Raw genomic sequence first — 25239 nt, 5'->3', positions numbered from 1 at the left:
TATGAAGTATAGAGTGAGTGTGAATGGGAAGCGGAAGTCGAGAGAGCAAGTTAGCCGTGATCGGTATATCGAGCGTCTGCTGGCGCCGATTGAAATCGTAGAGGAGACGGTAAGTCAGCCGGAGAAGGAAGCTGAACAACAGCCGCATAAGGAGCAGCAGAAACAAGTCCAGCCGTATATGCGTATTAAGGCTCGAAGTCGTAAGCGCTCCCGGACAAGAGTGGCATTCCGGATGCTGCCGCCAAGTAAGCCAGTTCTTCGTTATACTCCGATCAAGAAGGAGATCCGACTGCCTGAGCAGCTTCTGAATCGAATGAGTCTGCCGACAATTGGAGCGGTGCCGCCAACCATGAAGACTTCCAAACAGGCCGTCGTACAAGTGCGTTCCTCTGATCGGGCGATGAAGCGAATCAGGCCGAGGGCGGTGCTGACACGAACCTATTCGAGATTCCGCATGGCGGAGCCGCCCACTGCAAGGATGCAGGCCCATTCATCCTATCAGGACATCTATATGATCTTCTCTGTGAGAACACGACGATTTAGCTCGCCTATCCGAGTGCCCCCGTTCGAGCGGGGAAGAAAGGAGGCTGGTCACCCTTCATGATGAAGAAGCCCGGAGCACGTGAGCGCCAGGATGGCGCTCGTATGCTCCGAGCTTCTTTGCGTTGTGACGGAAAGGAAGTGAACTCGATGCGTAAGGTCTATTAGCTTTCATATGGTTGAAAACTAGCGTCTAAAAACCTCGTGAACGGGCAACGCTGGTAGAGAGAAGCATCGATTTGCTAGCTCCAGCAACCCTAAGTTTAGGAGGCGATGGTATGAAACAAATTTTGCTCGTAACGGACGGCTGCTCGAATGTCGGCGTCAGCCCGGTTGTCGCAGCTGCACATGCTTATGCGGAGGGCATTACAGTGAACGTGGTTGGTGTCGTTGATAGAGGCGAGGTCGGCGATTTCGGCGCGACGGAGATTGAAGAGATTGCAAGAGCAGGCGGCGGCATGAGCCGGCTCGTCAATACGAAGCAGCTGTCGCAGACCGTGCAGATGATGACGCGCAAAACCGTCGTGCAGACGATTCAGCAGGCGGTGCAGAAGGAGCTGCGTCAGGTATTCGGACAGACATCGATAGAATCGCTTCCGCCAGAGAAGCGTGGCGAGGTCGTCCGCGTTATCGACGAGCTTGGCGAGACGTCGAAGCTGCGCGTCGCATTGCTCATCGATGCGAGCGCCAGCATGAAGCCGAAGCTTGCGGCGGTAGAGGAAGCAATTCGCGATCTAATGCTAAGCCTCCAGGCGAGGCAGGGAGCAAGCGAGCTGGCCGTGTTCCATTTTCCAGGCTCATCGTACGGGGATGACTGCACGCTCGACCTGGATTGGACGAATAATCTCTCTGGCGTACAGGCGATCTTCCCTAAACTGCAGATGCGGGGCACGACACCAACAGGACCAGCGATCATGCAGGTCATTGATTTTTACCGACAAGGGGATTATGGTAGAAAGAGCAGAGATGAAACGGACGGGATGATGAGTGACTACGTCGTTTAAGTTCAGCCTTAACCGCGGGTCGGTTGCAGCCGGCAAGTGGAAAGGGAAGCAGTACCGAGTCGAGCGAATGCTGGGGGAAGGCGCCAACGGCAAAGTGTTTCTCGTTGAGCGGCACAAAGCGTGGTATGCGCTGAAGGTGGGTGCCGATGCGGTGGACCTTCAATTGGAGATAAATGTACTGCAATCGCTCGATTTGCAGAAAAGATCGAAACGGCCGGAAATCGAGCCGTTTCTTGTCGATGTGGACGATCTGGTCATGCCTGACGGCCGTGAGTATCCGTTCTATGTAATGCGCTATGTCCGGGGCGTAACGCTGGCGGACTACCTTGCTAAAGAAGGATCAGAATGGTTCCCATTGGTCGGCTATAATCTGCTCCGAATGTTGTCTGATCTGCATGATGCAGGCTGGGCGTTTGGCGACTTGAAGGTTGAGAATATTCTCGTAGCCGAATACGGCCGAGTCGAGCTTGTCGACTACGGCGGTCTGACAGGGTTCGGCAAGAGTGTTCGACAATTTACCGAAATTTACGACCGCGGCTATTGGAACGCCGGCAGCCGCACGGCGGATGCCGGCTATGACTTGTTCTCGTTCGCACTGCTGTGCATTCAACTGCACGACAGCAAACATCTGCAGCTGCTCACGCGTCAGCTGCTGCCGCAGAATCGCTCGCCGGAGGAGCTGCTTCGCCTAGTTCAACAGCAACCGGCGCTCCGTCCATTTACCGGTTGGCTCAATCAAGCGATGACGGGCGGCTTCGCTAACGCGCGCGAAGCATCGGCGTCATGGCAGCGGCTTGTCAGCCGTTCCGATACGCTGAAGAGCGGACAGGCTGTGCCTGCCTGGATGAAGTGGATGTTTATGCTGTCTGCCGGCGCTGCCGCCAGTGCGGCAATATGGCTATGGATCGAATGGTAGATGGAAGAGAAGCACGTGACGACAGCAGGACAGCGAGGGGAAGGGTAGCATGGACGAATGGGTGAGGCGTCTGCTGGCATTCAAAGACGAGCATGGGCTGTGGCGAGAAGGGGATTGCATCGTGGCAGCTGTGTCGGGCGGACCCGACTCGATGGTGATGCTGCATCTGCTGCATACCGTATCGGATACTGAGCGACTGCAGTTGGTGGCGGCGCATGTCGATCACGGTTTCCGCGGACAGGAATCAGCGAATGAGTCGACGTTGGTTCGCACGTTCGCGGCGAAGCTGGGAGTTCCGTTCGAGTCGGTAACGCTTGATATGCCTTCCTATATAGAAGCCACAGGAATGAATAGTCAGCAAGCGTCCCGGATGAAACGATACGAATTTCTGCATGCGGTTGCTGCCCGCCATGGCGCTTCTCACATTGCGCTGGCCCATCATGCCGATGACCAGGCCGAGACCGTTCTAATGCGTCTTCTGCGGGGAACGGGGACCGGAGGGCTCGCCGGCATTCCCGTTAAGCGGCGCGATAAAAATGTGGAACTGATTCGCCCGCTGCTGCGTATAAACAAAGCGGAACTAGCAGCCTATGCAGATCTTCACAGCATTCCTTATGCGATCGACAGCAGCAATGAGAAACGCGATTATTGGCGCAACGAACTGCGGCTGGATGTGCTGCCGTATCTGGAACAGCACAATCCCCAGCTAAGTTCATCCTTGAACCGGCTCGCCGAGATCGCTTCTGCAGAGGATCAGTGGATGCAGGATGAAACGCGTCGCGCATTCGATCGATTGGCAGCTCGTTCGCTTGGGTCATTCTGTGAGCTGCAAAGAGCGGATTTGGCCAGCCTCCCGCTTGCTTTACAAAGAAGATTGATTAAACTAATATTAAACTATCTCTCGATGGAAACAGCTGGGTTAACGCCTGGTGATAAAGCGGATTTCGAGCGGATCGAAGCCATTCGGCATGCCGCGCTTGCAACGTCTCCAACTACATGGCAGACGGATGCAGGAGGAGGAATTCGATTTTATCGCGAATACGACAGGCTGAGATGGTGGATCGGTGAGCCGCATTCGCGCAAGTCCAGTTGGCCGCCATACGCGTACACAATTGAAGCAATGGATGACGTCTTGGACGTTCCAGAGGGGGGATTGTCGTTTCGGCTGACGAATGCAGTCACAGCGGCCGATGAGCGAGGGCGATATGGCGCTGATTTTGATGCGGACCAGCTCTTGTTTCCGTTAACCGTCCGCAATCGCAGGCCGGGCGATCGGATGAGCGTTGTTGGATTAAACGGCACGAAAAAAGTGCAAGATATGTTCGTTGATCTGAAAATCCCGCCATCAGAGCGAGACCGAATGCCGTTGTTGGTTGATGCGGCCGGTCAAGTGCTGTGGATCCCGGGAGCAAGACGCTCCGCAATTGCATTGACGGATGCAGGGACGACGAACGTATTGCGAATTCAAGCCGTACCCAGCACCACGAACATTGAATAAGCGGCCCTTGTATGATCATACATATAAGCTACGAGCGATTGAACTTGTTCAATTGCTGACTTATGAAGCAGCTTTTGCTCACCATGGAATTCTAATCGCATTTGTAATTCGCAAAATCAAGTTTATGCTTACGATGCGGCTTTTGCTCACCATGAGATTCTAATCGAATCCCATTTGTAATTCGCAAAATCTTTAGGAGGCTTTAATTTGCTAAACGATATCCAAGAAGTACTGTTTGATGCTGAGACGATTCAGAACAAGGTGAAGGAGCTCGGAGAGCAACTCAGCCAGGATTTCGAAGGGCGTAATCCGCTCGTTATTTGCGTCTTGAAAGGCGCGTTTATTTTCATGGCGGATCTGGTTAAACAATTAAGTATACCTGTAGAGCTCGATTTCATGGCGGTATCAAGCTACGGGGCCTCGACGAAGTCGTCCGGCGTTGTCAAAATCATTAAAGATCTTGATGTAACGGTCGAAGGACGCGAGGTACTCGTCGTCGAAGATATTATTGACAGCGGTTTGACGCTCAGCTACCTAATCGATGTGCTGGAACGCCGCAACGCGAAATCGGTAACGGTTGTCACCTTGTTCGACAAGCCGGCACGCCGTACCGTTGAGCTGGAGGCTGACTACAAGGGCTTCTCGCTGCCAGACGAATTTATTGTAGGTTACGGCCTCGACTATGCCGAGCACTACCGCAACCTGCCGTTCGTCGGCATTCTGAAGCCGGAAGTATACAGCAAGTAAGCAGTACCCGATTAGGATCACCTCAGTGTGACGCCGTCTCGTATTGTGATGGAAAGTCATGCTATGGTAAAATATTTAGAGCGTCTCGAGAGGAGGTTGGGGATGAATCGAATCATCCGGACATCTGGATTTTATCTACTTATTTTTTTGGTGACCGTGGGGATTGTCCAATTTATTAGCAGCCAAAACGACTCATCGGCCGAAATTCGATACGATGAGTTTAGGACAGCGCTTCAAACGGACAATGTCAAGAGTTTAGAACTTCAATTTGATGGCTATTCCTATTTGGTCACTGGTGAATATAAGAAGCCGCCGGAAGCCAACAAGAAGCAATTCTATACTCGCACGAGCGTCGATGAATTCGTCACGAAAGAAATCGACGACGCAGCATCTAAGAATGGCATTGAGCTAGAGTACAAGAAGATGAAGGGCGAGAGCATGTGGCTCACGCTGCTAACATCCATCATTCCTTTCGTGATCATCTTTATCCTGTTCTTCTTCTTAATGAATCAAGCGCAGGGTGGCGGCGGCAAGGTAATGAACTTTGGCAAGAGCCGTGCACGTCTGTATAACGAAGAGAAGAAGCGCGTAACGTTCGAGGACGTTGCCGGTGCCGATGAGGAGAAGCAAGAGCTTGTCGAAGTTGTTGAGTTCCTGAAGGATCCTCGCAAATTCGCAGCCGTTGGCGCACGTATTCCGAAGGGCGTACTGCTCGTGGGCCCTCCAGGTACAGGTAAGACATTGCTCGCTCGTGCAGTTGCAGGCGAAGCAGGCGTACCATTCTTCAGCATTTCCGGTTCTGACTTCGTTGAAATGTTCGTAGGTGTCGGCGCATCGCGCGTCCGCGACCTGTTCGAGAATGCGAAGAAGAACGCACCTTGTATTATCTTTATCGATGAGATTGACGCCGTTGGCCGTCAGCGGGGCGCAGGCCTCGGCGGCGGACATGACGAGCGCGAACAGACGCTGAACCAATTGCTCGTTGAGATGGACGGCTTCGGTGCGAATGAAGGTATCATTATCGTCGCAGCAACGAACCGCCCTGATATTCTAGACCCTGCACTTCTCCGTCCAGGCCGTTTCGACCGTCAAATTACGGTAGACCGTCCAGACGTGAAGGGCCGCGAAGCAGTACTGAAAGTGCATGCTCGCAACAAACCGTTGTCCAAGGATGTTAAACTGGACATCATCGCGAAACGTACGACAGGCTTTACAGGCGCAGACCTGGAGAACCTGCTCAATGAAGCGGCGCTCCTCGCGGCACGCCGCAACAAGAAAGATATCGCTATGGTTGAGGTTGATGAAGCGATCGACCGCGTCATCGTCGGTACAGAGAAACGCAGCCGCGTTATCAGTGACCGTGAGAAACGGATCGTCGCTTACCACGAAGCAGGCCATACGATCGTTGGCTACTTCCTGGAACACGCCGATGCGGTACACAAGGTTACGATTATTCCTCGCGGCAAGGCTGGCGGTTACGTCATCATGATGCCGAAGGAAGACCGCATGCTTGTCACGAAGCAGGAGCTGCTTGATAAAGTAACGGGTCTGCTCGGCGGCCGCGTCGCAGAAGAAATCTTCATCGGCGAAATTGGCACGGGTGCATACAGCGACTTTAAACAAGCAACAAGTATCGTTCGCAGCATGATCATGGAATACGGTATGAGCGATAAGCTCGGTCCGATGCAGTTCGGCAGCAGCCAGGGTCAAGTGTTCCTTGGACGTGATATCGGTCACGAGCAGAACTATTCGGATAAGATCGCATACGAAATTGATCAAGAGATGCAGTTCTTTATCAATGAGTGTTACGATCGGGCGAAGAAGCTCCTTACCGAGAAGTCGAAGGAAATGCATCTCATCGCACAGACGTTGCTTAGCGAAGAGACACTCGAGCTTGACCAGATCAAGCGTCTGATCGAGACTGGCTCGCTGACTGGCGAACTGCCTGCGGGAGAAACAACGACTTCTACGGAAGAATTCCGTTCCGATGTGAAGGTCGATACGATCGGCGGCGTGAAGGTCCGCATTCAGACGAAGGATAACGAAGAGTCCTCTACGCCTGTCAGCGATTCGACCGACAAAGCCGGCGACGACGATCGCGGCACTGGCTCAGATCCGGATAAGAACGAATAGTACTAAATCAATAGAGGCTGTTGTCTGGTTCTTAGAACTGGGCAGCAGCCTTTTTTTGCCGTTTCTATCCCTACATCAGATTTTCCCGCAGGAAGGATTTAGGTGAAATAGTACAAGGAATATTATTCCTGTAACACGCCTGTTATGTTAGACTTAACCTCATACATAAGCATCAATGGGGGAGTTTATCATGGCAAGAGGTTATCGCTGGAGGTCTATCGCGCTAGGTATTATTGCTGCGATCGTCGTCGTGGCGGCTGTACCGGCAGGCAGTGCCTATGCGCTCAACGTGTGGGGGATCTATAAAGAAGCGCAGCAGCTGGAGGTTAAGGGGAAATATGCAGAAGCGATCGCGAAGTATCAGACGATTGCTGCGGAGTTCGTGAAGCTGGGGGAATACGGCAACGCCACGAACATGTACCGCTATATTGGCGCTGACTATTCTTATCTCGGCAAGTATGATGAGGCTGTCGCCAACTGGGACAAGGAAGCGCTGTACGCAGACAAGGCTGGACAGACGCAGGTTAGCATTGCAGCGAAGCGCAAAGCTGATGCACTGCGCAGTCGCACGCAGCTGTTCGTCGAGACGCAGGCGGCTGTCTTCGGCAATGCGAATACGCATGGCGCACTCTTCGAGCCGAAGAACGGGGCGCTGCTGGGCGCCTACGCGGAGCTGGACCCGGCCGTGCATAATGCGGCAACGGGCAAGCCGTTCTATACAGAGGGGCTCGAGCAGCTCACAGGCAAGAAGCACGCGGCCTACCTGCTTTATTTTGAATATGGGAAGCCATTGTCTACACTAAAGAACCATATCGAGCATGCGAAGGCGGCCGGGACGGCACTCGAAATCGGCGTACAGCCGATGAAAGGGCTTGATGAGGTACAGGATGATGAGTACCTGCACCAATTTGCACAGGATCTGGCGGATGCGGGTATTCCCGTGTTCCTGCGTTTTGCGAACGAGATGAACGGCAATTGGGTGCCGTGGAATGGCAACCCGAAGAAGTATATCGAGAAGTTCCGTCTTGTGGCCAATGTGCTGCATAAGACGGCGCCTGACAATGTTGCGATGGTATGGGCGCCGGGAGCAACGCCGGAGTACACGATCAATGATTATTATCCGGGGGACGCGTATGTCGATTGGGTAGGCGTGAGCTTGTATACGATATTCAATCCGACACTCGATCCGTTGAACAAGGGCGAGGACCGTTCCAGCCACATCGAGAGGTTCGACTATATCTATAAGCAGTATGCGAAGCGCAAGCCGGTATTTATCTCCGAGGGCGGCGTGTCGTATATGTATCCGGAGAAAATGCAGGACAAGACGAACTGGGCGAACTATCAGATCAAGCAGTTCTATGCTTCGCTGCCGATGCTGTATCCGAAGGTGAAAGCCGTTTTCTGGTTTGACAGCAACCATGATAATTCCAGTCGCGTTAAGTTTTATATGCTGTCTGCGAACGATAAGCTGCTCAGCGCCTATAAGAAGTCGATAGCAAGCCCATTCTATCTAAGCAATATCGGTGACGAATCTCCGATTGCTTATCGCTCTATCGGCGGCTCGACGGTAGACGCGGGGCCGCAGAAGGTTTCGGCTTATGTGAAGACCTGGACGCCAATGCTCAGCAAGGTGACCTATGAGATTGGTGACAAGCTAGTCGCAACAACGATCGGTGTACCATGGACAGCAGCGATCGATTTCAAACCCTATAAGGGCAAGAAGATCGATATTGTGGTCAAAGCGTACGATATGGCGGGTAAGCTCGCTACGACACAGAAGGTGGCCGTAACGGTCAAATAGAACGGTACAGCCGCCGCTTCGAACGGAAGTGGCGGCTTATTTTTTGAAGAAGAGCGATTTGGTTGAAAAGTTGGACGACTCTGCTATGATCTAGCAATTGACAGCGTTCGTCGCAATGTGTACATTTAATGTTAACTAAAAAAACATTCATCTTTTGTTCACACTATCAATTATGCGGCGGCAAAGTATGTGCACGAATTCACATAGTCCATCATATTTTATGAATGAAAACAAGACCGCGCGAAGAGGAGAGACCTACCGATGGAAGCATTGGCATTGGAACGGAAAGCAGAGCAGAACCGCGAGCTGCGCGAACGACTCATGCAATTGAAGAAGGAGCGTAACGCCATTATTCTTGCGCACTACTATCAGCGTGATGAGATTCAAGAGGTAGCGGACTTCCGAGGCGATTCGTTCCTGCTTGCTCAGAAAGCTGCAGCAACGGACGCGGACGTTATCGTGTTCTGCGGCGTGCATTTTATGGGCGAGAGCGCGAAGATTCTTGCACCGAACAAGACAGTTCTTATTCCGGATGAGCGCGCAGGCTGCCCGATGGCGGACATGGTTAACGTTGATGGCCTTCGCAAGCTGAAGGCGCAACATCCGAACGCTACGGTTGTAACGTATATTAACTCTTCGGCTGAGATCAAGGCGGAGACGGACATTTGCTGTACGTCGTCCAATGCGCTGAAGGTTATCAACTCGGTTGAGTCCGATGAGATCATCTGGGTTCCGGATAAGAACCTCGGTCACTACGTCCAGCAGCATACGGACAAGAAGATGATCATCTGGGAAGGCTACTGCAACACGCATGATATGCTTACGGTTAAAGATGTTGAAGAGATGAAGGCGAAGCACCCGAACGCACAGTTCGTCGTTCACCCGGAATGCCGTCCGGAAGTTGTAGCGCTTGGCGACTATGTCGGCAGCACGACCGGCATTCTCGAGTATTGCAAAAACTCCGACTGCCAAGAGTTCATCGTTGGTACGGAGGACGGTACGGGTTATCAGCTGCGAGTTGACAGCCCGAACAAGACGTTCCATTTTGCAACGAAGTATCTGGTATGCCCGAACATGAAGGTCAACAATTTGAAGAAGCTTGTTAAATGCCTGGAGACGATGCAGCCGCAAGTTTATGTACCGCCTGCAGTCGCTGACTCAGCACGTCAATCGCTCGAGCGTATGCTGCAAGTGAAATAGTGATCGCATCCTTGTGACCTGGAGGCATCTGTCCTTATGATTCCTAATTATCTAATTGATGTACGACTGGATGAACTGCCGGTTGTTGATAAAGATGTAATCGTTATTGGGGCCGGCATCGCCGGTCTTTTTACCGCTATAAAAGCAAGTGAGCAAGGCTCTGTTCTCATGATTACGAAGAAATCGCTGATGGACAGCAATACGCGTTATGCGCAGGGGGGAATCGCCGCGGTCATTTCCGAGGACGATTCCCCGGCTTACCATCGCGAGGATACGCTCATTGCAGGAGCGGGGCTCTGCGATCGCGATGCGGTCGAAGCGCTCGTGCATGAGGGGCCGGACGGCGTGAACGATCTGATTCGGATGGGGACGCAATTTGACCGCGAGAACGGTGAATTCGCTCTGACGAAGGAAGGGGCGCACAGCCAGCGGCGCATTCTGCATGCGAATGGGGATGCAACGGGATATGAGATCGTTCGGGCGCTTTCGGAGAAAGCGATGGCGATGGACGGGATCGATGTGTGGGACGACCACTTCGTCATCGATCTTGTGACGCAAGATGGCGAGTGCTGCGGTGCGATCGTTCAGAAACCGGATGGCAGTCGCCTATTCGTTCGCGGCAAAGCGACTATTCTATGCTCCGGCGGCACTGGCCAGCTGTATCGGTATACGACAAACCCTGACGTTGCAACTGGTGACGGTGTAGCGATGGCTTACCGCGCAGGTGCTTACATAAGAGATATGGAGTTTCTGCAATTCCATCCGACATCGCTCTGCTATCCGGGCGCACCGCGCTTCCTGATCTCGGAAGCGGTCCGCGGCGAAGGGGCTTACCTGCGCAATATTAAAGGTGAGCGATTCATGGATCGCTATCACGAACAGTTGGAACTGGCGCCGCGCGACGTTGTAGCACGCGCGATCGTCAGCGAGATGGAAGAGACGAAGTCGACGTTTGTTTATCTCGACATTACACATGAGTCGGAGGAGATGGTGAAGCATCGTTTCCCGACGATTTACGAATACTGCTTACAATACGGTCTTGATCTGACAACGGACTGGATTCCTGTTGCGCCGGCGATGCATTATACGATGGGCGGCGTGAAGACGGATCTGAATGGCGAAACGAACATTAAACGGTTGTTCGCCTGCGGCGAAGTTTCGTCGACTGGCGTACATGGCGCGAACCGACTGGCAAGCAATTCGCTGTCCGAGGCGATTGTTTTCGGCAGACGGATCGTTGATCGAATTGCGGGTCTGCCGCCCCTGTCGTTTACGCCTTCGATTCATTATGAGGCGGAGCGCAACGGCGTGCCGATTCAGGCTGTCGTCGAACGCAGGTTGAAGCTGCAGAAGGTAATGGTTCGTTATGTCGGCCTGCGCCGCAGCGGAGAAGGGCTTGCTAGAGGCTTCGAAGAGCTGAAGCGGCAGTTGCCGATTTTCCAGAGCGTGCTTACGAAGCGGGAAGAATATGAATTTGCCAACCTTCTGACATGCGCATTGTTGACGACAGAGGGAGCGCTTGGGCGTGAAGAGAGCCGCGGGGCGCATGCCCGTGAGGACTTCCCGGAACGTGATGACAAGCATTGGCGCAAGCATACGGTGCTGCACCGGGAATATGGAGCAACAGAGGAGCGGATTCACGATGTATGATTACGCACTGCGCGAGCAGATACGTGCTTGGTTAGCTGAAGATATCGGCATGGGCGATATTACGACAGAGACGACGATTCCAGCGGACAGCCGTTCGAAAGCTGTTATTCATGTGAAGGAAGACGGCATTATTGCAGGTCTTGATATCGCGAAGCTTGTGTTCGAAATCGTTGATCCGGGTATTGTATATCAAGCGCTTGTACAAGATGGTGATCATGTAACCAAAGGGACGGTCATCGCAGAGGCAGAGGGCAGCACGCACAGCCTGCTAACTGGCGAACGGCTGGCGCTTAATTTGATGCAGCGACTGTCGGGCATTGCGACGAAGACGCGCTCTTTCGTAGATGCGCTTGAAGGACTGCCGACTCGTCTGGTCGATACACGCAAGACGACGCCGGGCCATCGCATGCTGGAGAAATACGCGGTTCGTGTCGGCGGCGGCGCGAATCACCGTTTTGGCCTGTATGATGCCGTCATGATTAAGGACAATCATATTAAAGGAGCGGGCAGCATCCGTGAAGCAGTAGAACGGGCGCGGGCGCGCATTCCGCATACGATGAAGATTGAGGTCGAGACCGAATCGAAGGCGCAGATTGAAGAAGCGCTGAATAGTGGTGCAGACATCATCATGTTTGATAATATGAGCTTGGAAGCTATGACGGAAGCCGTTCGTTACGTGAAGTCGCATTCGCCGCACGTGATTACAGAAGCATCTGGCGGCGTTCGACTGGAGACCGTACGCGGCATCGCATCGACTGGGGTTGATGTGATCAGTGTCGGCGGTCTGACGTATTCATTCAATGCGCTTGACATTAGTCTCGACCTGAATGAGAAGAAGGGCGGGGCATAAAGCGTGATTCTCGTAATTGATGTTGGCAATACCAATATTGTACTTGGCGTCTATCGCGGCAAAGAGCTGCTGCACCACTGGCGGCTGAGTACGAACCGTTCGGCTACTGTCGATGAGTATGGTCTCTCGATTTACAATTTGCTTCATCTGTCCGGTCTGTCCATTGAGCAGGTGAACGGCGTTATTATTTCGTGCGTCGTGCCGCCGCTTATGCGTACGCTGGAACAGCTGTGCATCAAGTATATGCGCAAGGCGCCGCTTGTCGTTGGTCCTGGCGTGAAGACGGGCCTGAACATCCGCTACGAGAACCCGCGCGAGGTTGGCGCGGACCGAATCGTCAATTCCGTAGCGGGTATCGAGAAATACGGCAAGCCGCTCATCGTCGTTGACTTCGGTACGGCGACGACGTTCGACTACATCGACGCGACGGGCAGCTACCTGGGCGGCGCGATTGTGCCGGGCATTGGCATCTCGACCGAAGCGCTGTATCAGCGTGCGGCGAAGCTGCCCCGCATCGAGCTTGTCCGTCCGAAGAGCGTCATTGGCCGCAATCCGATTACATCGATGCAGGCAGGCATTATTTTCGGCTATGCGGGTCAGGTAGACGGTATTGTCCGCCGTATCAAATCGGAGTTCGGCGTTACCCCGCGCGTAGTCGCGACAGGTGGACTTGCCGATCTGATCGCAGCGGAGTCGGAGACGATCGATGAGGTTGATCCGCTGTTGACGCTCGAAGGACTGCGTATCATTTATGAACGCAATCAGGATAATGCTAACGTAAGCGAAGCTTAATTATTAAATAAGAAATCAGAGTGACTTGAATAGGCAGAGTGACTTTGAACTCGATTCAAAGATCCTGATGTTACGTTCAAAGATCCTGATGTCAGGAGGCATCCGATCATGGAAGCACAACAAGACATTTTATTGCGGGGCACCGCATGGGGCGGCCGTATTCGGGTGTTTGCGGTTCGAGCAACGAATCTCGTTAGCGAGCTGCAGCGCAGACATGGCACATTCCCGACTGCAACGGCTGCGTTCGGTCGTACACTCGCGGCTGGCGCGATGATGGGCGCAATGATGAAAGGCGAAGAGAAGCTGACGATTCAGGTCAAAGGCGACGGCCCGATCGGTCAGATCGTGGTTGATGCAGATGCGAAGGGCAATGTGCGCGGTTATGTGGATCATCCGCAAGTTCATATGGCTAGCAACTCGCAAGGAAAGCTGGACGTTGCTGGTGCAGTCGGCCGCAACGGTTATATCCATATCATCAAGGATCTCGGCTTGAAGGAACCTTATCGCGGCAGTTCGCCAATCGTATCCGGCGAGCTCGCAGAAGACTTTACGTATTACTTCGCAGTGTCCGAACAGACGCCATCGGTAGTTGGTCTCGGCGTGCTGGTAGATACGGACGGTTCTGTCCTGCATGCAGGCGGCTACATTGTACAGGTTCTTCCGGGTCTGACGGATGAGGAGCTTACGCGTCTGGAGCAAGCGGTTAGTATGATGCCGCCAGTAACGGCACTGCTGGATCAAGGTGAAACGCCTGAAGAAATTTTGAAGTTCCTCGTTGGGGACGATCTGACGATTCACGATACGACGGATATTCATTTCCGCTGCCGCTGCTCGCGTGAGCGCACGGAACGAACGCTGATCAGCATGGGTCAGCAAGAGCTGCAACAAATCATAGAGGAAGACGGAAAAGCCGAAGTCGTATGCCATTTCTGCAATGAGACCTACATGTTTGATAGTGCACAGCTGCAGCATCTGCTCGAGCAAGCGAAACCGAAGCCCCTCCAATAATCGAAAGGCTTGACGGGGATGAAGAAAGACCGATTGCTGCAGGGACTGGTGTGCCTGCAAGCACTATGTATGATTGTAGTGGCTGTCGTTGTAACGAGCCACTACGTGCCGTTCCTTCGGGAGAAGTCGATAGACGGTTCAGGGGAATCGGGGGCGAACAAGGGGCAAGCCGGCAGCGCGACGGCAGGCGTGATTGGTGACCGTACGATTACCGAGCAAGAGCTTGATCAAGAGCTGCGGCGCCGATATGGCAAAGAGATGCTTCGAACGATGATGCTTCGCGAAGCGGTGAAACAAGAGGCTGCGGCAAGCGGCCTGGAAGTAACGCCGGAGCAGCTCCAAGCGGAGCTGTCCCGGATGATGGATGGCTACGAGTCTGAAACCGATTATTACGAGGCGATGAGGACGCAGTTGGGCCTAACAAGGCAGGATGTTCAGGATGACGCCAGCTACAACTTGCTGCTGGAGCAGATCGCGATTCGGAATGTGCAAGTGTCAGACGAGCAGGTGAATACATACATAAACGAGCATTCGGCCGAGTTTGCGGGAGCAACAGAGCTTCATCTTCGGTGGATTCTACTGCCCTCACGCTCATTGGCGGACGACATTCTACAGCGGCTCCAGAATGGTGAACGATTCGAACAGTTGGCACAGTCTGACTCGATTGATTCGTATACAGCCGACGGCGGCGGGGACTTGGGCATAATCGAATCGGATGATCCGTTCATCGAGAAGGTGCTGCTGGATACGGGGGCCTCACTAGAGGTAGGCGAAATCAGCGGCCCAGTTAAGACGGATGGCGGATATGCCATCGTTCGTTTGGACGAGCGGCGTGAGCATGGCGGCTTAGCGGGTGATCGTCTGATCGAAGAAGCATATCGCCGGGCAGCGCTTGAACTGGCGCCTCCGCTTCCTCAGGTTGAGGATGCACTGCTCGCGCAGTACAATGCACACTAGTCATATGCCTTGATCTTTCTGTCTTCCATCTGGAATAGACAGGAAAGAGGGTATTGACAATTTCATAGTGCGTTGATAAGATTGGAAATAGTAAAACCTACTGAACTAGTCGGAATAAGGAGGCAGTTTATCAATGGCTAAGATTGTTCAAAGTGTTACAGATCTGATCGGGGATACACCGCTTGTACGTCTCAACCGTCTTGTACCTGAAGATAGCGCTGAAATCTATGTAAAGCTTGAGTACCAGAATCCAGGCGCAAGCGTTAAGGATCGCATCGCGATCAGCATGGTTGAAGCAGCAGAGCAGGAAGGCATTCTGAAACCGGGTGATACGATCGTTGAGCCAACGAGCGGTAACACGGGTATCGGTCTGGCATTGGTAGCCGCTGCCAAAGGATATAAAGCAATTCTCGTTATGCCTGAAACGATGAGCATCGAGCGCCGCAACCTGCTTCGCGCTTACGGTGCTGATCTCGTCCTGACGCCAGGGTCGGAAGGTATGAACGGCGCAGTTAAGAAAGCAGAAGAGCTTGCTCAAGAGAACCCAAGCTACTTCATCCCGCAACAATTCAAGAACCAAGCGAACGTTAAGGTTCACCGCGAAACGACAGGTCCGGAAATCGTTGAAGCGATCAACTCGCTCGACGGCAAGCTGGATGCGTTCATCGCAGGTATCGGTACGGGCGGCACGATCTCCGGTGCAGGCGAAGTGCTGAAACAGAACTTCGAAGGTATCCAAGTATATGCAGTTGAGCCTTCCGCATCGCCAATTCTGTCCGGCGGTAAGCCAGGCCCTCACAAAATTCAAGGTATCGGTGCGAACTTCATTCCGGACATCTTGAACCGTGAGATTTATGACGGCATTATTACGGTTGAGAACGAAGATGCATTCGAGACGGCGCGCCGCGCTGCTCGCGAAGAAGGTATCCTGTGCGGTATTTCGTCCGGCGCTGCAATCTTTGCAGCTCTCAAAGTGGCGAAAGAACTGGGCAAAGGCAAACGTGTAGTTGCAATCGTTCCTTCGAACGGTGAGCGCTACCTGAGCACGCCGCTCTTCAACTTCGAGAACTAATTCATTATCGATAGATGATTTAAGGTCCTTCATTCCTCGGGAATGGGGGACTTTTCATTTCATCCGTAGCATTGGCGTTACAACTAACCTCTAGGCGCGGCTGCTCATCTCGTTATGGCCCCGGTAGAGGTTTTCTCGTTCCTATTGGAGCCGTCAGATCAGGCGCCACGCGCCTTTTCTTTTTCCTGCTGATTCTGTATACTAGGCGAAATAGCTGGAATTGTAACGGGGGTAGACGAGGTTGATCATCGACTGGGAGCAGTGGCTTCAGTGGCATAAAGAACGGACTTATACAACCTTGCCGATGCTTCACAAGCAGCCGTTAGTAGGTCTGAACAGCAGCACGGTTGCATCATGGGAATCAGCTTGGCAAGAGGCTGGTCCTTATTCAATCGTGCTTGAGAGCGGCAAGGGAGGCCGGTATACCTATTTGGGGCTTCAACCGGTGTCGGTTATTCAAGGCAAGGGCGAAAGCGCTATGTCGACAGAGTGGGTAGGACAGACAGCGGGGCAATCCGCTGAATGGCAGGGCAAACCGATTGACGTGGTAAGACGGTGGATGGAGCCATACGTTGGACCAGCACTTCATAGCGGGCCCAAATGGACGGGAGGCTGCGCAGGCTTTTGGAGCTATGACATTATTCGTTCTATTGAGCGGCTGCCAGTGCTGGCAGATGATGATCTGGGTCTACCGGATTACGTATTCATGCGATTCGACGAGCTGTGGATTGTGGACCGGGAAGAGGGGTCGCTTTACTGTGCTGTAAGCACGAATGTGCATGCCGATCTGAATGAGCGAGAGCTGCGCGCTTGTTTCGAACAAGCCCTTGTGAGAACGGAAGAGATGGCGGCGTTATGGACGAAGCTGTTCGGAGAAAGTCAATCTGCTGTTGAGAAAGTTAAGCTGCGGGAGCAGCGTCAACGTATGCTGGAGGAGGAGTCGCTGGCCGTCAACGTGGAAGCTGTTAAGGATACGTTCTCGCCATTCGGCAGAACCGCATACGAGGACGCCGTCCGCCGTATTCAACAGTATATCGGTCAGGGGGATGTATTCCAGGTCAATCTATCGCTTCGTCAGAGTAAAAAGGCAGCGGTCGCCGCAGAAGAGCTCTACGAGTGGCTGCGGCTTGTCAATCCGTCACCGTACATGGGCTTCATGCGCTGTCCCGATTTCCAACTGGTGTCTGGCTCGCCTGAATTGCTCGTTGAGCTGCGCGATGGTCTATTGGCAACGCGGCCGATTGCCGGCACACGGCGCCGCGGACAGACGGCAGAGGAAGACGCTGCGATGGAGCGGGAGCTTCTTGAATCGGAGAAGGAACGCGCCGAGCATATTATGCTCGTCGACCTGGAGCGCAACGATCTTGGTCGGATTTCGAAATACGGGTCCGTTCATGTGAAAGAACTGATGGTTATCGAGCGCTATTCGCACGTCATGCATCTCGTCTCGCAGGTAGATGGCCAGATTGCAGATGGCAAGGATGCATTCGATGTTATTGCAGCGACTTTCCCGGGCGGTACGATTACGGGCGCACCTAAGATTCGAACGATGGAAATCATCGAAGAGTTGGAGCCGACGAGGCGCGGGCCGTATACAGGTTCACTCGGATGGATTGACTACTGTGGCAATATGGAATTTAATATAATTATTAGAACGATAACCGTTAAGGACGGAGTCGTTCATGTCCAAGCTGGAGCAGGGATCGTCATCGATTCCATTCCGGAGCGGGAATATTATGAATCTCTTAACAAAGCGAAGGCGTTGTGGAAGGCAATTGGGCTCAGCGAACGCTTTGATAATGGAATAGAAGGGGGAGAGTCGACATGATTCTAGTCATCGACAACTATGACTCTTTTACGTACAATTTGGTTCAATACTTAGGCGAACTTGGCGAGGACATCGTCGTCAAACGCAACGATGAGATTGGATTGGACGACATTGCTGCGCTTGCGCCGGACCATATCCTTATCTCGCCGGGACCATGCTCGCCGAATGAAGCCGGCATCAGCTTGGCTGTCATCGACCGATTCAAAGGTGAGATTCCGATCTTCGGCGTCTGCCTCGGCCATCAGTCGATCGGACAAGCATTCGGCGGCGACGTTGTACGCGCAGAGAAATTGATGCATGGCAAGACGTCTGAGATTTTGCATGACGGCAAAACGATTTTCGAAGGAATCCCATCCCCATTCACGGCAACTCGTTATCACTCGCTTATTGTGAAGCGTGAGACGCTGCCAGACTGCCTCGAGATTACGGCAGAGACGGCAGAAGGCGAGATTATGGGTCTGCGTCACAAAGAGTATCCAATTGAAGGCGTGCAATTTCACCCGGAATCGATTATTACGGAGAACGGCCTGAACATGCTGCGCAACTTCCTCTCTTTGCGAGCAGGCGCGGCACGATGAAGGTCGGGTACAACGGTTCCGTCATAGAAGCGGAGAAAGCTGTGGTCGGCGTATACGACCACGGCTTTTTGTACGGACTGGGATTATTCGAGACATTCCGTACTTATGGCGGTGAGCCGTATTTGCTGGATCGCCATCTTCGGCGGTTGACGGATGGCTGTCGTGCGCTGCAGATTAGTTATTCGCCTGATGAACGAATCATTCGTGAATGGCTGTCGGAAGTGATTGCAGCTAATGATTTGGAAGACGCTTATGTACGAATGACGGTTTCGGCAGGCGATGAAGGGCTTGGTCTGCCGACTGGCGCTTATGAGAGGCCGAATGTCTGGCTGTTAGTGAAGCAGCTTCCTGTGACCCCTCCATCCGTTTATGAGCTGGGTCGGGAATTACGATTGCTGCAGACGGTACGGAACACGCCGGAAGGCGAAATTCGCTTAAAATCACTGCATTATATGAATAATATAATCGCCAAGCAGGAGCTTCTGCGAGCAGGCGCTTCGGCAGGAGCGGAGGGTCTTCTGCTGACCAAGGAAGGTTATCTGTCGGAGGGAATCGTCAGCAATCTATTTTTTGTCCGCAACAATCGGGTTTATACGCCATCACTCGACGCTGGGATATTGCCTGGCATCACGCGTGAGCGGGTGATGGAATTGGCTGCGGAAGCGGGATACTCTGTTGAAGAAGGATTATATCGGTGGAATGAGCTTGTCGAAGCGGATGAAGCGTGGATGACAAGCTCGATTCAGGAGCTGATTCCGATTACGACACTGACAGACTCGAACGGAGAGCATTATCAAGTTGGCAGCGGTCGCGCCGGACGCATTCATCAGCAGCTGTTAGCTAGCTATCGGCAGGACTGCAGCAAGGAGGAGTAGCGTGAACATCATAGAACATCAACCCGTTGTGCGCACCGTCCAATTAAGCGGCGGAGTTACATTAGAGCTCGGCAGAAGAACGCTCATCATGGGGATTTTGAACGCAACGCCCGATTCCTTCTCGGATGGAGGAAGTTATGACAATTTAAGTGCAGCGGTAGGGCGGGCTAAGCAGATGGCTGCGGAAGGCGCAGACATTATTGATATTGGCGGCGAGTCTACACGCCCTGGCTTCGAGCCTGTGTCTGCCGAGGAAGAAATCAGCCGCGTCGTGCCCGTTATCCGTGCGCTGCGAGAGGCGCTTCCACAGATGGCGCTGTCTATTGATACCTATAAAGCAGAAACAGCCCGCCAAGCACTCGAAGCAGGAGCTCATATCGTGAATGATATTTGGGCGCTGCGATACAGCACGGAGATGGCGAAGGTTGTAGCTGAATATGGCTGCCCTGTCATCATTAATCACAATCGTCCGGACCGGAACTATGCTGATTTCATTGCTGATGTACTTGCTGACTTGAAGGAAAGTGTTCGAATTGCGCATGATGCTGGCGTTCGCGATGAACAGATATGGCTGGACCCTGGCATTGGTTTCGCGAAGGACTACACAGAGAACATTGCGATGATGGGCCGATTGTCTGATCTGGCGGCGCTCGGCTATCCTGTACTTCTTGGAACTTCACGCAAAGGTTTCATTGGTCAGGCGCTCGGGGGCATCCCCGTGAATGAACGCGTCGAAGGAACGGCAGCGACAGTTGCGCTCGGTATCGCACAAGGATGCGGCATTGTTCGCGTGCATGATGTGCAGGCAATCAAGCGAACGGCGATGATGACCGACGCGATTGTTTACCGGGATCGCACACGCGGGTAAACGTATGCTTGCGGGGCAATTAATTTGCTTAAGCTTGTAAGGAGAGACGTACAGATGGATACGATGACATTGAAAGCGATGCGTTTTTTCGGTTATCATGGCGTATACGCGGAAGAGAATAAGCTTGGACAGAAGTTCGAAGTAGAGCTGGAATTGAAGCTGGATCTATCCCGCGCGGCGGCAGAGGACGACCTGGACGCAACGATTAACTATGCCGAGCTCCACGCGGTAACGAAGGAGATTGTGGAAGGCCCGCCCTTTAAGCTGATCGAAGCGCTGGCCGGTGCCATTGCAACGCGGCTTCTACAGTCTTATACTAATCTCAATGAAGTGACGGTTCGTGTCACGAAGCCGAATCCGCCGTTCGAAATTTATTTTGACGGAGTAACGGTTGAGCTTCGCAGAAAGCGGGATGAACATGGTACAATCGTTCCCGTCTAGTCAGGCGGGACTTAATGAAGCTTACGTAGCGCTGGGCTCTAATCTGGGCGACCGGGAACAGACGCTGCGGCAAGCGATTGAACAGCTTTCAGCAAGAGAAGGCATTCGGGTCGAGCGAATGTCGGACATATATGAGACAGACCCGGTCGGCTATACCGACCAGCCTGCATTTCTGAACATGGCCGTTGCGGTTCGAACTACACTGACGCCCGATGACTTGCTGACGGCACTGCTTGATATTGAGCAGCAGCTTGGCCGTGTGCGAGATATTCGATGGGGCCCGCGGACGGTTGATCTGGATTTGCTTTTATACGAAGATGTATCGATGGATACGGAGCGGCTGACACTGCCGCATCCTCGGATGATGGAACGAGCATTTGTTTTGGTGCCGCTTTGCGACGTGCTGACGAAGACGCATCCGCTTCGCGCGGCGGCAGAGCAATCTGCCACATCGGCCTGTCAGGACGGAAAGGAAGGCATCAAGCGATGGATAACGATCTATTAGCACAACGCATCCGCGCTTTTCGCAAATTAAAAGGTTTTACCCAGCAGGAGCTTGCGCAGCGGCTTGATGTTTCGGTGGCGGTACTTGGATCGCTGGAGCGGGGAACGCGCAAGCCGGATCCGAAGCTGCTGACCAACATTGCGGATACGCTTGGGATTGACTACAATGAATTAATTCGAATTAGCGGTAACTAGGCAATATAACGGAAGGAAGGAGTTACGAGTAGCATGCTGAAAATCGGAAACATCGAGATGAAGAACAATGTCGTGCTTGCGCCGATGGCCGGTGTCTGCAACCCGGCCTTTCGTCTTATTGCCAAGGAGTTTGGAACAGGGCTCGTCTGTGCCGAGATGGTAAGCGACAAAGCGATTCTTCACGGTAACAAAAGAACGATGGAGATGCTCTTCGTCGACGAGCGGGAGAAGCCGCTCAGTTTGCAAATCTTCGGCGGTGACCGCAAGTCGCTCGTAGAAGCTGCCAAGATCGTAGATAAACAGACGAATGCTGATATTATCGACATTAATATGGGCTGCCCGGTTCCGAAGGTAACGAAGTGCGACGCGGGGGCGCGTTGGCTTCTTGATCCGAATAAGATCTATGAGATGGTATCCGCTGTAACGGAAGCTGTCGACAAGCCGGTAACGGTGAAGATGCGTATTGGCTGGGATGATGAACATATCTTTGCTGTTGAGAATGCACGTGCAGTTGAGCGGGCTGGCGGCAGCGCAGTTAGTGTTCATGGCCGTACTCGCGAGCAGCTGTATACAGGCAAAGCGAATTGGGACATTATAAAAGAGGTTAAGGAAGCCGTATCCATACCTGTCATTGGCAACGGTGACGTATTTACGCCTGAAGATGCGAAGCGGATGCTTGAGCATACGGGTGTAGATGGCGTTATGATCGGACGCGGCGCACTCGGCAATCCGTGGATGCTGTATCGTACGGTGCATTATTTGACGCGCGGCGAGCTGCCTCCAGATCCGACTCCGAAGGAGAAGATGGAGATTGCGATCCTGCATATGGACCGTCTTGTCAGCCTGAAGGGTGAATCGACTGCGGTACGCGAAATGCGCAAGCATATGGCTTGGTATATGAAAGGTCTGCCAGGATCGGCGCGCATCAAGGATAACATCATGGAAGAGACGGGCCGCGACAACATGGTGGCAATTCTGAACCAGTACATCGACGCACTTCCAGAGGATGCGCATAAGCCGGTATCCGCCAGCTGGTCGGATGGCGAAGCCGCTGCACAGTAGGACGAAGTATGTCCCGCATGGGGGCTGGCTTTGATTGACATTTGATGTGATACTGCAATATAATCAAGCAATATAAACACAAGCAAGCGCTTCAATGCGTGTCCTGAACGAGGCGTCATGGAGCGGGCTTTGCGCAATATATTAAGTAATGGTGAATTCATACAGGCGGCATAAGGTGTATGAAAATATGTCACACGACAGGAGAATCACAAGATGAGCGATAAAGAGGTTATTCTAACTCAAGAAGGTCTCAAGAAGTTGGAAGAGGAACTTGAAAACCTCAAATCGGTGAAACGCCGCGAAGTGGCAGAGCGGATTAAAGTTGCCATTGGATACGGTGACATCAGTGAGAACTCGGAATACGAGGACGCGAAGAACGAGCAAGCATTCATCGAAGGACGTATTATTACGCTTGAGAAAATGCTGCGCAACGCTCGTATCATCAACAACGAAGATATCGATACGGATACGGTAAGCATCGGTTCCACGGTATCAGTGGAAGATTTGGAATTCGGCGATGTTGTGGAATATACGATCGTCGGTACGGCTGAATCGGATCCGCTTAACAACAAAATTTCGAACGAAAGCCCGGTAGGCAAGACGATTCTGGGCAAAAAAGTCGGCGCAACTGTCGAAGTTAACGTCCCTGCCGGCATCATTCAATATAAAATTCTTGAAATCAAAAAATAAGGTTTACGTACGGCCCTTTCGAAAAAGCTTCCCTTGGAAGCTTTTTCGTTCGTAAGTGAGGCTCGCATACAAATTAGCGCCTCCTTGTCTTGCCCCGATAAGGCTGCAGCGTCGGCGTCAACCGTTAGGAGTGGTTACAATTGGAAGAGAACCAACAGCAACAACTGGAACAACAAGAACTGAGCGAGCTTTTGCAAATTCGCCGCGACAAACTGGATGAGCTGCGTGCTCTGGGTGTAGACCCATTCGGCAGCAAGTTCGAGCGGACGCATTACGCCAAGGACATCATTACAGCTAATGAAGAAGCAACGAAGGAACAGCTCGAGGAGCAGCATGTCGAAGTAGCGCTTGCCGGCCGCATTATGCAAAAACGCGGTATGGGTAAAGCGTCGTTCGCGCATATCCAAGACCTGTCTGGCAAGATCCAAATCTACGCGCGTAAGGACACGCTCTCCGAAACGCAATATGCCGCATTCGACCTGCTCGATATCGGTGATATCGTCGGTGTTCGAGGTGTTGTCTTCAAGACGAACACGGGGGAGACGTCTGTTAAGGCGAAGGAGATCGTTGTACTGACGAAATCGCTTCTGCCGCTTCCGGACAAGCACCATGGTTTGAAGGATGTAGAGCTTCGTTACCGTCAGCGCTATGTAGACTTGATCACGAACCCGGATGTACAGCAAACGTTTATTGCGCGTTCGCGTATTATCCAGTCGATGCGCCGTTACTTGGATTCGCTCGGCTATCTTGAAGTAGAGACGCCTACGCTGCACAGCATTGCGGGCGGAGCATCCGCTCGTCCATTTATTACGCACCATAATGCACTTGATATGCAGTTGTACATGCGTATTGCAATCGAGCTTCATTTGAAGCGCCTCATTGTCGGTGGCCTGGAGAAGGTTTATGAGATCGGCCGCGTTTATCGTAACGAGGGTATCTCGACTCGCCACAACCCTGAGTTCACGATGATTGAACTGTACGAAGCCTATGCGGATTACAAAGACATCATGGCACTCACCGAGAACCTCGTGAAACATATTGCGCAAGAGGTGCTTGGTTCGACGGTTATTCCTTATGGAGAATACGAAGTAGACCTCGGTACGCCATGGCGCCGGGTGTCGATGGTTGATCTCGTTAAGGAAGCGACAGGCGTTGACTTCGCCTCGCAAATTACGGACGAGGAAGCACATGCGGCAGCGCGCGAGCACAAAGTTCCGGTTGAGAAGCACTGGGCAACGGGCCATATCCTGAACGCATTCTTCGAGCATTTCTGCGAGCACACGCTTATTCAGCCTACATTCGTTACGGGTCATCCTGTTGAAATATCGCCGCTGGCGAAGAAGAACGAGCAAGATCCACGTTTCACGGATCGTTTCGAGCTGTTCATCGTAGCGCGCGAGCATGCGAATGCCTTCACGGAGCTTAACGATCCAATCGACCAACGCGAGCGTTTCGAAGCACAACTGCTTGAGCGCGAGCATGGCAATGATGAAGCACATGAGATGGACGATGACTTCATTCGTGCGCTTGAGTATGGTATGCCGCCTACTGGCGGTCTGGGCATCGGTATCGACCGTTTGGTTATGCTGTTGACGAACCAGCCGTCGATCCGCGACGTTCTGCTGTTCCCTCATATGCGCCACCGCGCAGGTGAGTGATAGAGGTTAATAAGAGCCGACTGCCGTGTGCAGTCGGCTTTTTGTTTGAAATCGCAACTTTTTTGAAATTAGGGGTTGCAATGGGGCGTTCGCCTATGGTATATTCTAATTCCGGCCGAGAAACATAAGACCGGCGAGCTTAAAACGAATCAAACGTTGAAGTGAACAACTTCAGAATAAGATTTTAAAAAAAAGCTTGCAAGACACACGATCATGTGATAAGATAATGAACGTTGTCGAAACAAAACAAAAAGAAATGCTTGACACACTGATTAACATCTGGTAAGATGTAAAAGTTGTCGAAATTGTTCTTTGAAAACTGAACAACGAGCGAAACTGTCAGTTTAAATGTTTTAAATGAGCTAAACAAGC

At 52.5% G+C, this 25239-nt stretch carries 24 protein-coding genes; all 24 read left to right on the top strand.

Annotated elements, in window-relative coordinates; translation table 11 throughout:
- Window position 1: 1 nt before the first annotated feature.
- The 24 genes from H8B09_RS29075 to lysS all read left to right on the top strand — a co-directional run bounded on the left by H8B09_RS29075 (window position 2) and on the right by lysS (window position 24867).
- The gene (locus H8B09_RS29075) at window positions 2-604 is read left to right on the top strand and encodes a hypothetical protein (RefSeq protein ID WP_191207083.1); all 603 of its coding nucleotides are present in this window, start codon (window positions 2-4) and stop codon (window positions 602-604) included.
- A gap of 214 nt (window positions 605-818) precedes the next feature.
- Entirely contained in the window at window positions 819-1544 is a 726-nt protein-coding gene (locus tag H8B09_RS29070; RefSeq protein ID WP_191207082.1) for a vWA domain-containing protein, read from the top strand.
- On the top strand, window positions 1528-2460 hold the full coding sequence (locus H8B09_RS29065; RefSeq protein ID WP_191207081.1) for a serine/threonine protein kinase: 933 nt from the start codon (window positions 1528-1530) through the stop codon (window positions 2458-2460). The genes H8B09_RS29070 and H8B09_RS29065 overlap by 17 nt, the downstream gene beginning before the upstream one ends.
- 49 nt (window positions 2461-2509) lie before the next feature.
- Window positions 2510-3958, top strand: a complete 1449-nt coding sequence (tilS, locus tag H8B09_RS29060) for a tRNA lysidine(34) synthetase TilS (protein WP_191207080.1) — start codon at window positions 2510-2512, stop codon at window positions 3956-3958.
- Between the two features lie 207 nt (window positions 3959-4165).
- A complete protein-coding gene (gene hpt, locus H8B09_RS29055; protein ID WP_191207079.1) occupies window positions 4166-4705 on the top strand; it encodes a hypoxanthine phosphoribosyltransferase in 540 nt (179 codons plus the stop codon).
- Window positions 4706-4807: 102 nt separating this feature from the next.
- Entirely contained in the window at window positions 4808-6838 is a 2031-nt protein-coding gene (gene ftsH / locus H8B09_RS29050; RefSeq protein WP_191207078.1) for an ATP-dependent zinc metalloprotease FtsH, read from the top strand.
- Window positions 6839-7028: 190 nt separating this feature from the next.
- Window positions 7029-8639, top strand: coding sequence for a glycoside hydrolase family 26 protein (locus tag H8B09_RS29045; protein WP_191207077.1), 1611 nt, complete (start codon window positions 7029-7031; stop codon window positions 8637-8639).
- A gap of 261 nt (window positions 8640-8900) precedes the next feature.
- On the top strand, window positions 8901-9839 hold the full coding sequence (gene nadA, locus H8B09_RS29040; protein WP_191207076.1) for a quinolinate synthase NadA: 939 nt from the start codon (window positions 8901-8903) through the stop codon (window positions 9837-9839).
- Window positions 9840-9875: 36 nt separating this feature from the next.
- The gene (gene nadB / locus H8B09_RS29035) at window positions 9876-11489 is read left to right on the top strand and encodes an L-aspartate oxidase (RefSeq protein WP_191207075.1); all 1614 of its coding nucleotides are present in this window, start codon (window positions 9876-9878) and stop codon (window positions 11487-11489) included.
- Window positions 11482-12339, top strand: a complete 858-nt coding sequence (gene nadC, locus H8B09_RS29030) for a carboxylating nicotinate-nucleotide diphosphorylase (RefSeq protein ID WP_191207074.1) — start codon at window positions 11482-11484, stop codon at window positions 12337-12339. The genes nadB and nadC overlap by 8 nt, the downstream gene beginning before the upstream one ends.
- A gap of 3 nt (window positions 12340-12342) precedes the next feature.
- Window positions 12343-13131: a type III pantothenate kinase gene (locus tag H8B09_RS29025; protein WP_191207073.1), complete on the top strand. Its 789-nt coding sequence runs from the start codon at window positions 12343-12345 to the stop codon at window positions 13129-13131.
- 108 nt (window positions 13132-13239) lie between these two features.
- Complete coding sequence (gene hslO, locus H8B09_RS29020) at window positions 13240-14139, top strand: Hsp33 family molecular chaperone HslO (protein ID WP_191207072.1); 900 nt, start codon at window positions 13240-13242, stop codon at window positions 14137-14139.
- Between the two features lie 18 nt (window positions 14140-14157).
- Window positions 14158-15096 carry a peptidylprolyl isomerase gene (locus tag H8B09_RS29015; RefSeq protein WP_191207071.1) on the top strand — a complete coding sequence of 313 codons (939 nt, stop codon included), beginning with the start codon at window positions 14158-14160 and terminating at the stop codon, window positions 15094-15096.
- A 133-nt stretch (window positions 15097-15229) separates the two neighbouring features.
- Complete coding sequence (gene cysK, locus H8B09_RS29010; RefSeq protein ID WP_191207070.1) at window positions 15230-16168, top strand: cysteine synthase A; 939 nt, start codon at window positions 15230-15232, stop codon at window positions 16166-16168.
- A gap of 241 nt (window positions 16169-16409) precedes the next feature.
- Window positions 16410-17996 carry an anthranilate synthase component I family protein gene (locus H8B09_RS29005; RefSeq protein WP_224754121.1) on the top strand — a complete coding sequence of 529 codons (1587 nt, stop codon included), beginning with the start codon at window positions 16410-16412 and terminating at the stop codon, window positions 17994-17996.
- The gene (gene pabA / locus H8B09_RS29000; RefSeq protein ID WP_191207069.1) at window positions 17993-18574 is read left to right on the top strand and encodes an aminodeoxychorismate/anthranilate synthase component II; all 582 of its coding nucleotides are present in this window, start codon (window positions 17993-17995) and stop codon (window positions 18572-18574) included. The genes H8B09_RS29005 and pabA overlap by 4 nt, the downstream gene beginning before the upstream one ends.
- The gene (gene pabC, locus H8B09_RS28995) at window positions 18571-19449 is read left to right on the top strand and encodes an aminodeoxychorismate lyase (protein WP_191207068.1); all 879 of its coding nucleotides are present in this window, start codon (window positions 18571-18573) and stop codon (window positions 19447-19449) included. The genes pabA and pabC overlap by 4 nt, the downstream gene beginning before the upstream one ends.
- A gap of 10 nt (window positions 19450-19459) precedes the next feature.
- Entirely contained in the window at window positions 19460-20317 is an 858-nt protein-coding gene (folP, locus tag H8B09_RS28990) for a dihydropteroate synthase (protein ID WP_318152823.1), read from the top strand.
- A gap of 54 nt (window positions 20318-20371) precedes the next feature.
- Window positions 20372-20758: a dihydroneopterin aldolase gene (folB, locus tag H8B09_RS28985; RefSeq protein WP_191207067.1), complete on the top strand. Its 387-nt coding sequence runs from the start codon at window positions 20372-20374 to the stop codon at window positions 20756-20758.
- The gene (folK, locus tag H8B09_RS28980) at window positions 20736-21263 is read left to right on the top strand and encodes a 2-amino-4-hydroxy-6-hydroxymethyldihydropteridine diphosphokinase (protein WP_191207066.1); all 528 of its coding nucleotides are present in this window, start codon (window positions 20736-20738) and stop codon (window positions 21261-21263) included. The genes folB and folK overlap by 23 nt, the downstream gene beginning before the upstream one ends.
- Window positions 21245-21457, top strand: a complete 213-nt coding sequence (locus H8B09_RS28975) for a helix-turn-helix domain-containing protein (protein ID WP_191207065.1) — start codon at window positions 21245-21247, stop codon at window positions 21455-21457. The genes folK and H8B09_RS28975 overlap by 19 nt, the downstream gene beginning before the upstream one ends.
- Window positions 21458-21490: 33 nt before the next feature.
- On the top strand, window positions 21491-22519 hold the full coding sequence (dusB, locus tag H8B09_RS28970) for a tRNA dihydrouridine synthase DusB (protein WP_191207064.1): 1029 nt from the start codon (window positions 21491-21493) through the stop codon (window positions 22517-22519).
- Window positions 22520-22732: 213 nt separating this feature from the next.
- Window positions 22733-23209: a transcription elongation factor GreA gene (gene greA, locus H8B09_RS28965; RefSeq protein ID WP_191207063.1), complete on the top strand. Its 477-nt coding sequence runs from the start codon at window positions 22733-22735 to the stop codon at window positions 23207-23209.
- Window positions 23210-23349: 140 nt separating this feature from the next.
- Entirely contained in the window at window positions 23350-24867 is a 1518-nt protein-coding gene (lysS, locus tag H8B09_RS28960) for a lysine--tRNA ligase (protein ID WP_191207062.1), read from the top strand.
- Window positions 24868-25239 lie beyond the last annotated feature (372 nt).

The organism is Paenibacillus terricola, from assembly GCF_014779765.1.
Taxonomy (GTDB): Bacteria; Bacillota; Bacilli; order Paenibacillales; family Paenibacillaceae; genus Paenibacillus_T; species Paenibacillus_T terricola.
The sequence above is the reverse complement of the archived record's forward strand: the minus strand, read 5'-3'. Positions and strand labels throughout refer to the sequence as shown.

What these genes read in the sequence shown, in the direction of transcription:
- H8B09_RS29075 (WP_191207083.1), top strand. Translation starts at nt 2, where the DNA reads ATGAAGTATAGAGTGAGTGTGAATGGGAAGCGGAAGTCGAGAGAGCAA.
- H8B09_RS29070 (WP_191207082.1), top strand. Translation starts at nt 819, where the DNA reads ATGAAACAAATTTTGCTCGTAACGGACGGCTGCTCGAATGTCGGCGTC.
- tilS (WP_191207080.1), top strand. Translation starts at nt 2,510, where the DNA reads ATGGACGAATGGGTGAGGCGTCTGCTGGCATTCAAAGACGAGCATGGG.
- ftsH (WP_191207078.1), top strand. Translation starts at nt 4,808, where the DNA reads ATGAATCGAATCATCCGGACATCTGGATTTTATCTACTTATTTTTTTG.
- H8B09_RS29045 (WP_191207077.1), top strand. Translation starts at nt 7,029, where the DNA reads ATGGCAAGAGGTTATCGCTGGAGGTCTATCGCGCTAGGTATTATTGCT.
- nadA (WP_191207076.1), top strand. Translation starts at nt 8,901, where the DNA reads ATGGAAGCATTGGCATTGGAACGGAAAGCAGAGCAGAACCGCGAGCTG.
- nadB (WP_191207075.1), top strand. Translation starts at nt 9,876, where the DNA reads ATGATTCCTAATTATCTAATTGATGTACGACTGGATGAACTGCCGGTT.
- nadC (WP_191207074.1), top strand. Translation starts at nt 11,482, where the DNA reads ATGTATGATTACGCACTGCGCGAGCAGATACGTGCTTGGTTAGCTGAA.
- hslO (WP_191207072.1), top strand. Translation starts at nt 13,240, where the DNA reads ATGGAAGCACAACAAGACATTTTATTGCGGGGCACCGCATGGGGCGGC.
- H8B09_RS29015 (WP_191207071.1), top strand. Translation starts at nt 14,158, where the DNA reads ATGAAGAAAGACCGATTGCTGCAGGGACTGGTGTGCCTGCAAGCACTA.
- cysK (WP_191207070.1), top strand. Translation starts at nt 15,230, where the DNA reads ATGGCTAAGATTGTTCAAAGTGTTACAGATCTGATCGGGGATACACCG.
- pabA (WP_191207069.1), top strand. Translation starts at nt 17,993, where the DNA reads ATGATTCTAGTCATCGACAACTATGACTCTTTTACGTACAATTTGGTT.
- pabC (WP_191207068.1), top strand. Translation starts at nt 18,571, where the DNA reads ATGAAGGTCGGGTACAACGGTTCCGTCATAGAAGCGGAGAAAGCTGTG.
- folB (WP_191207067.1), top strand. Translation starts at nt 20,372, where the DNA reads ATGGATACGATGACATTGAAAGCGATGCGTTTTTTCGGTTATCATGGC.
- folK (WP_191207066.1), top strand. Translation starts at nt 20,736, where the DNA reads ATGGTACAATCGTTCCCGTCTAGTCAGGCGGGACTTAATGAAGCTTAC.
- H8B09_RS28975 (WP_191207065.1), top strand. Translation starts at nt 21,245, where the DNA reads ATGGATAACGATCTATTAGCACAACGCATCCGCGCTTTTCGCAAATTA.
- dusB (WP_191207064.1), top strand. Translation starts at nt 21,491, where the DNA reads ATGCTGAAAATCGGAAACATCGAGATGAAGAACAATGTCGTGCTTGCG.
- greA (WP_191207063.1), top strand. Translation starts at nt 22,733, where the DNA reads ATGAGCGATAAAGAGGTTATTCTAACTCAAGAAGGTCTCAAGAAGTTG.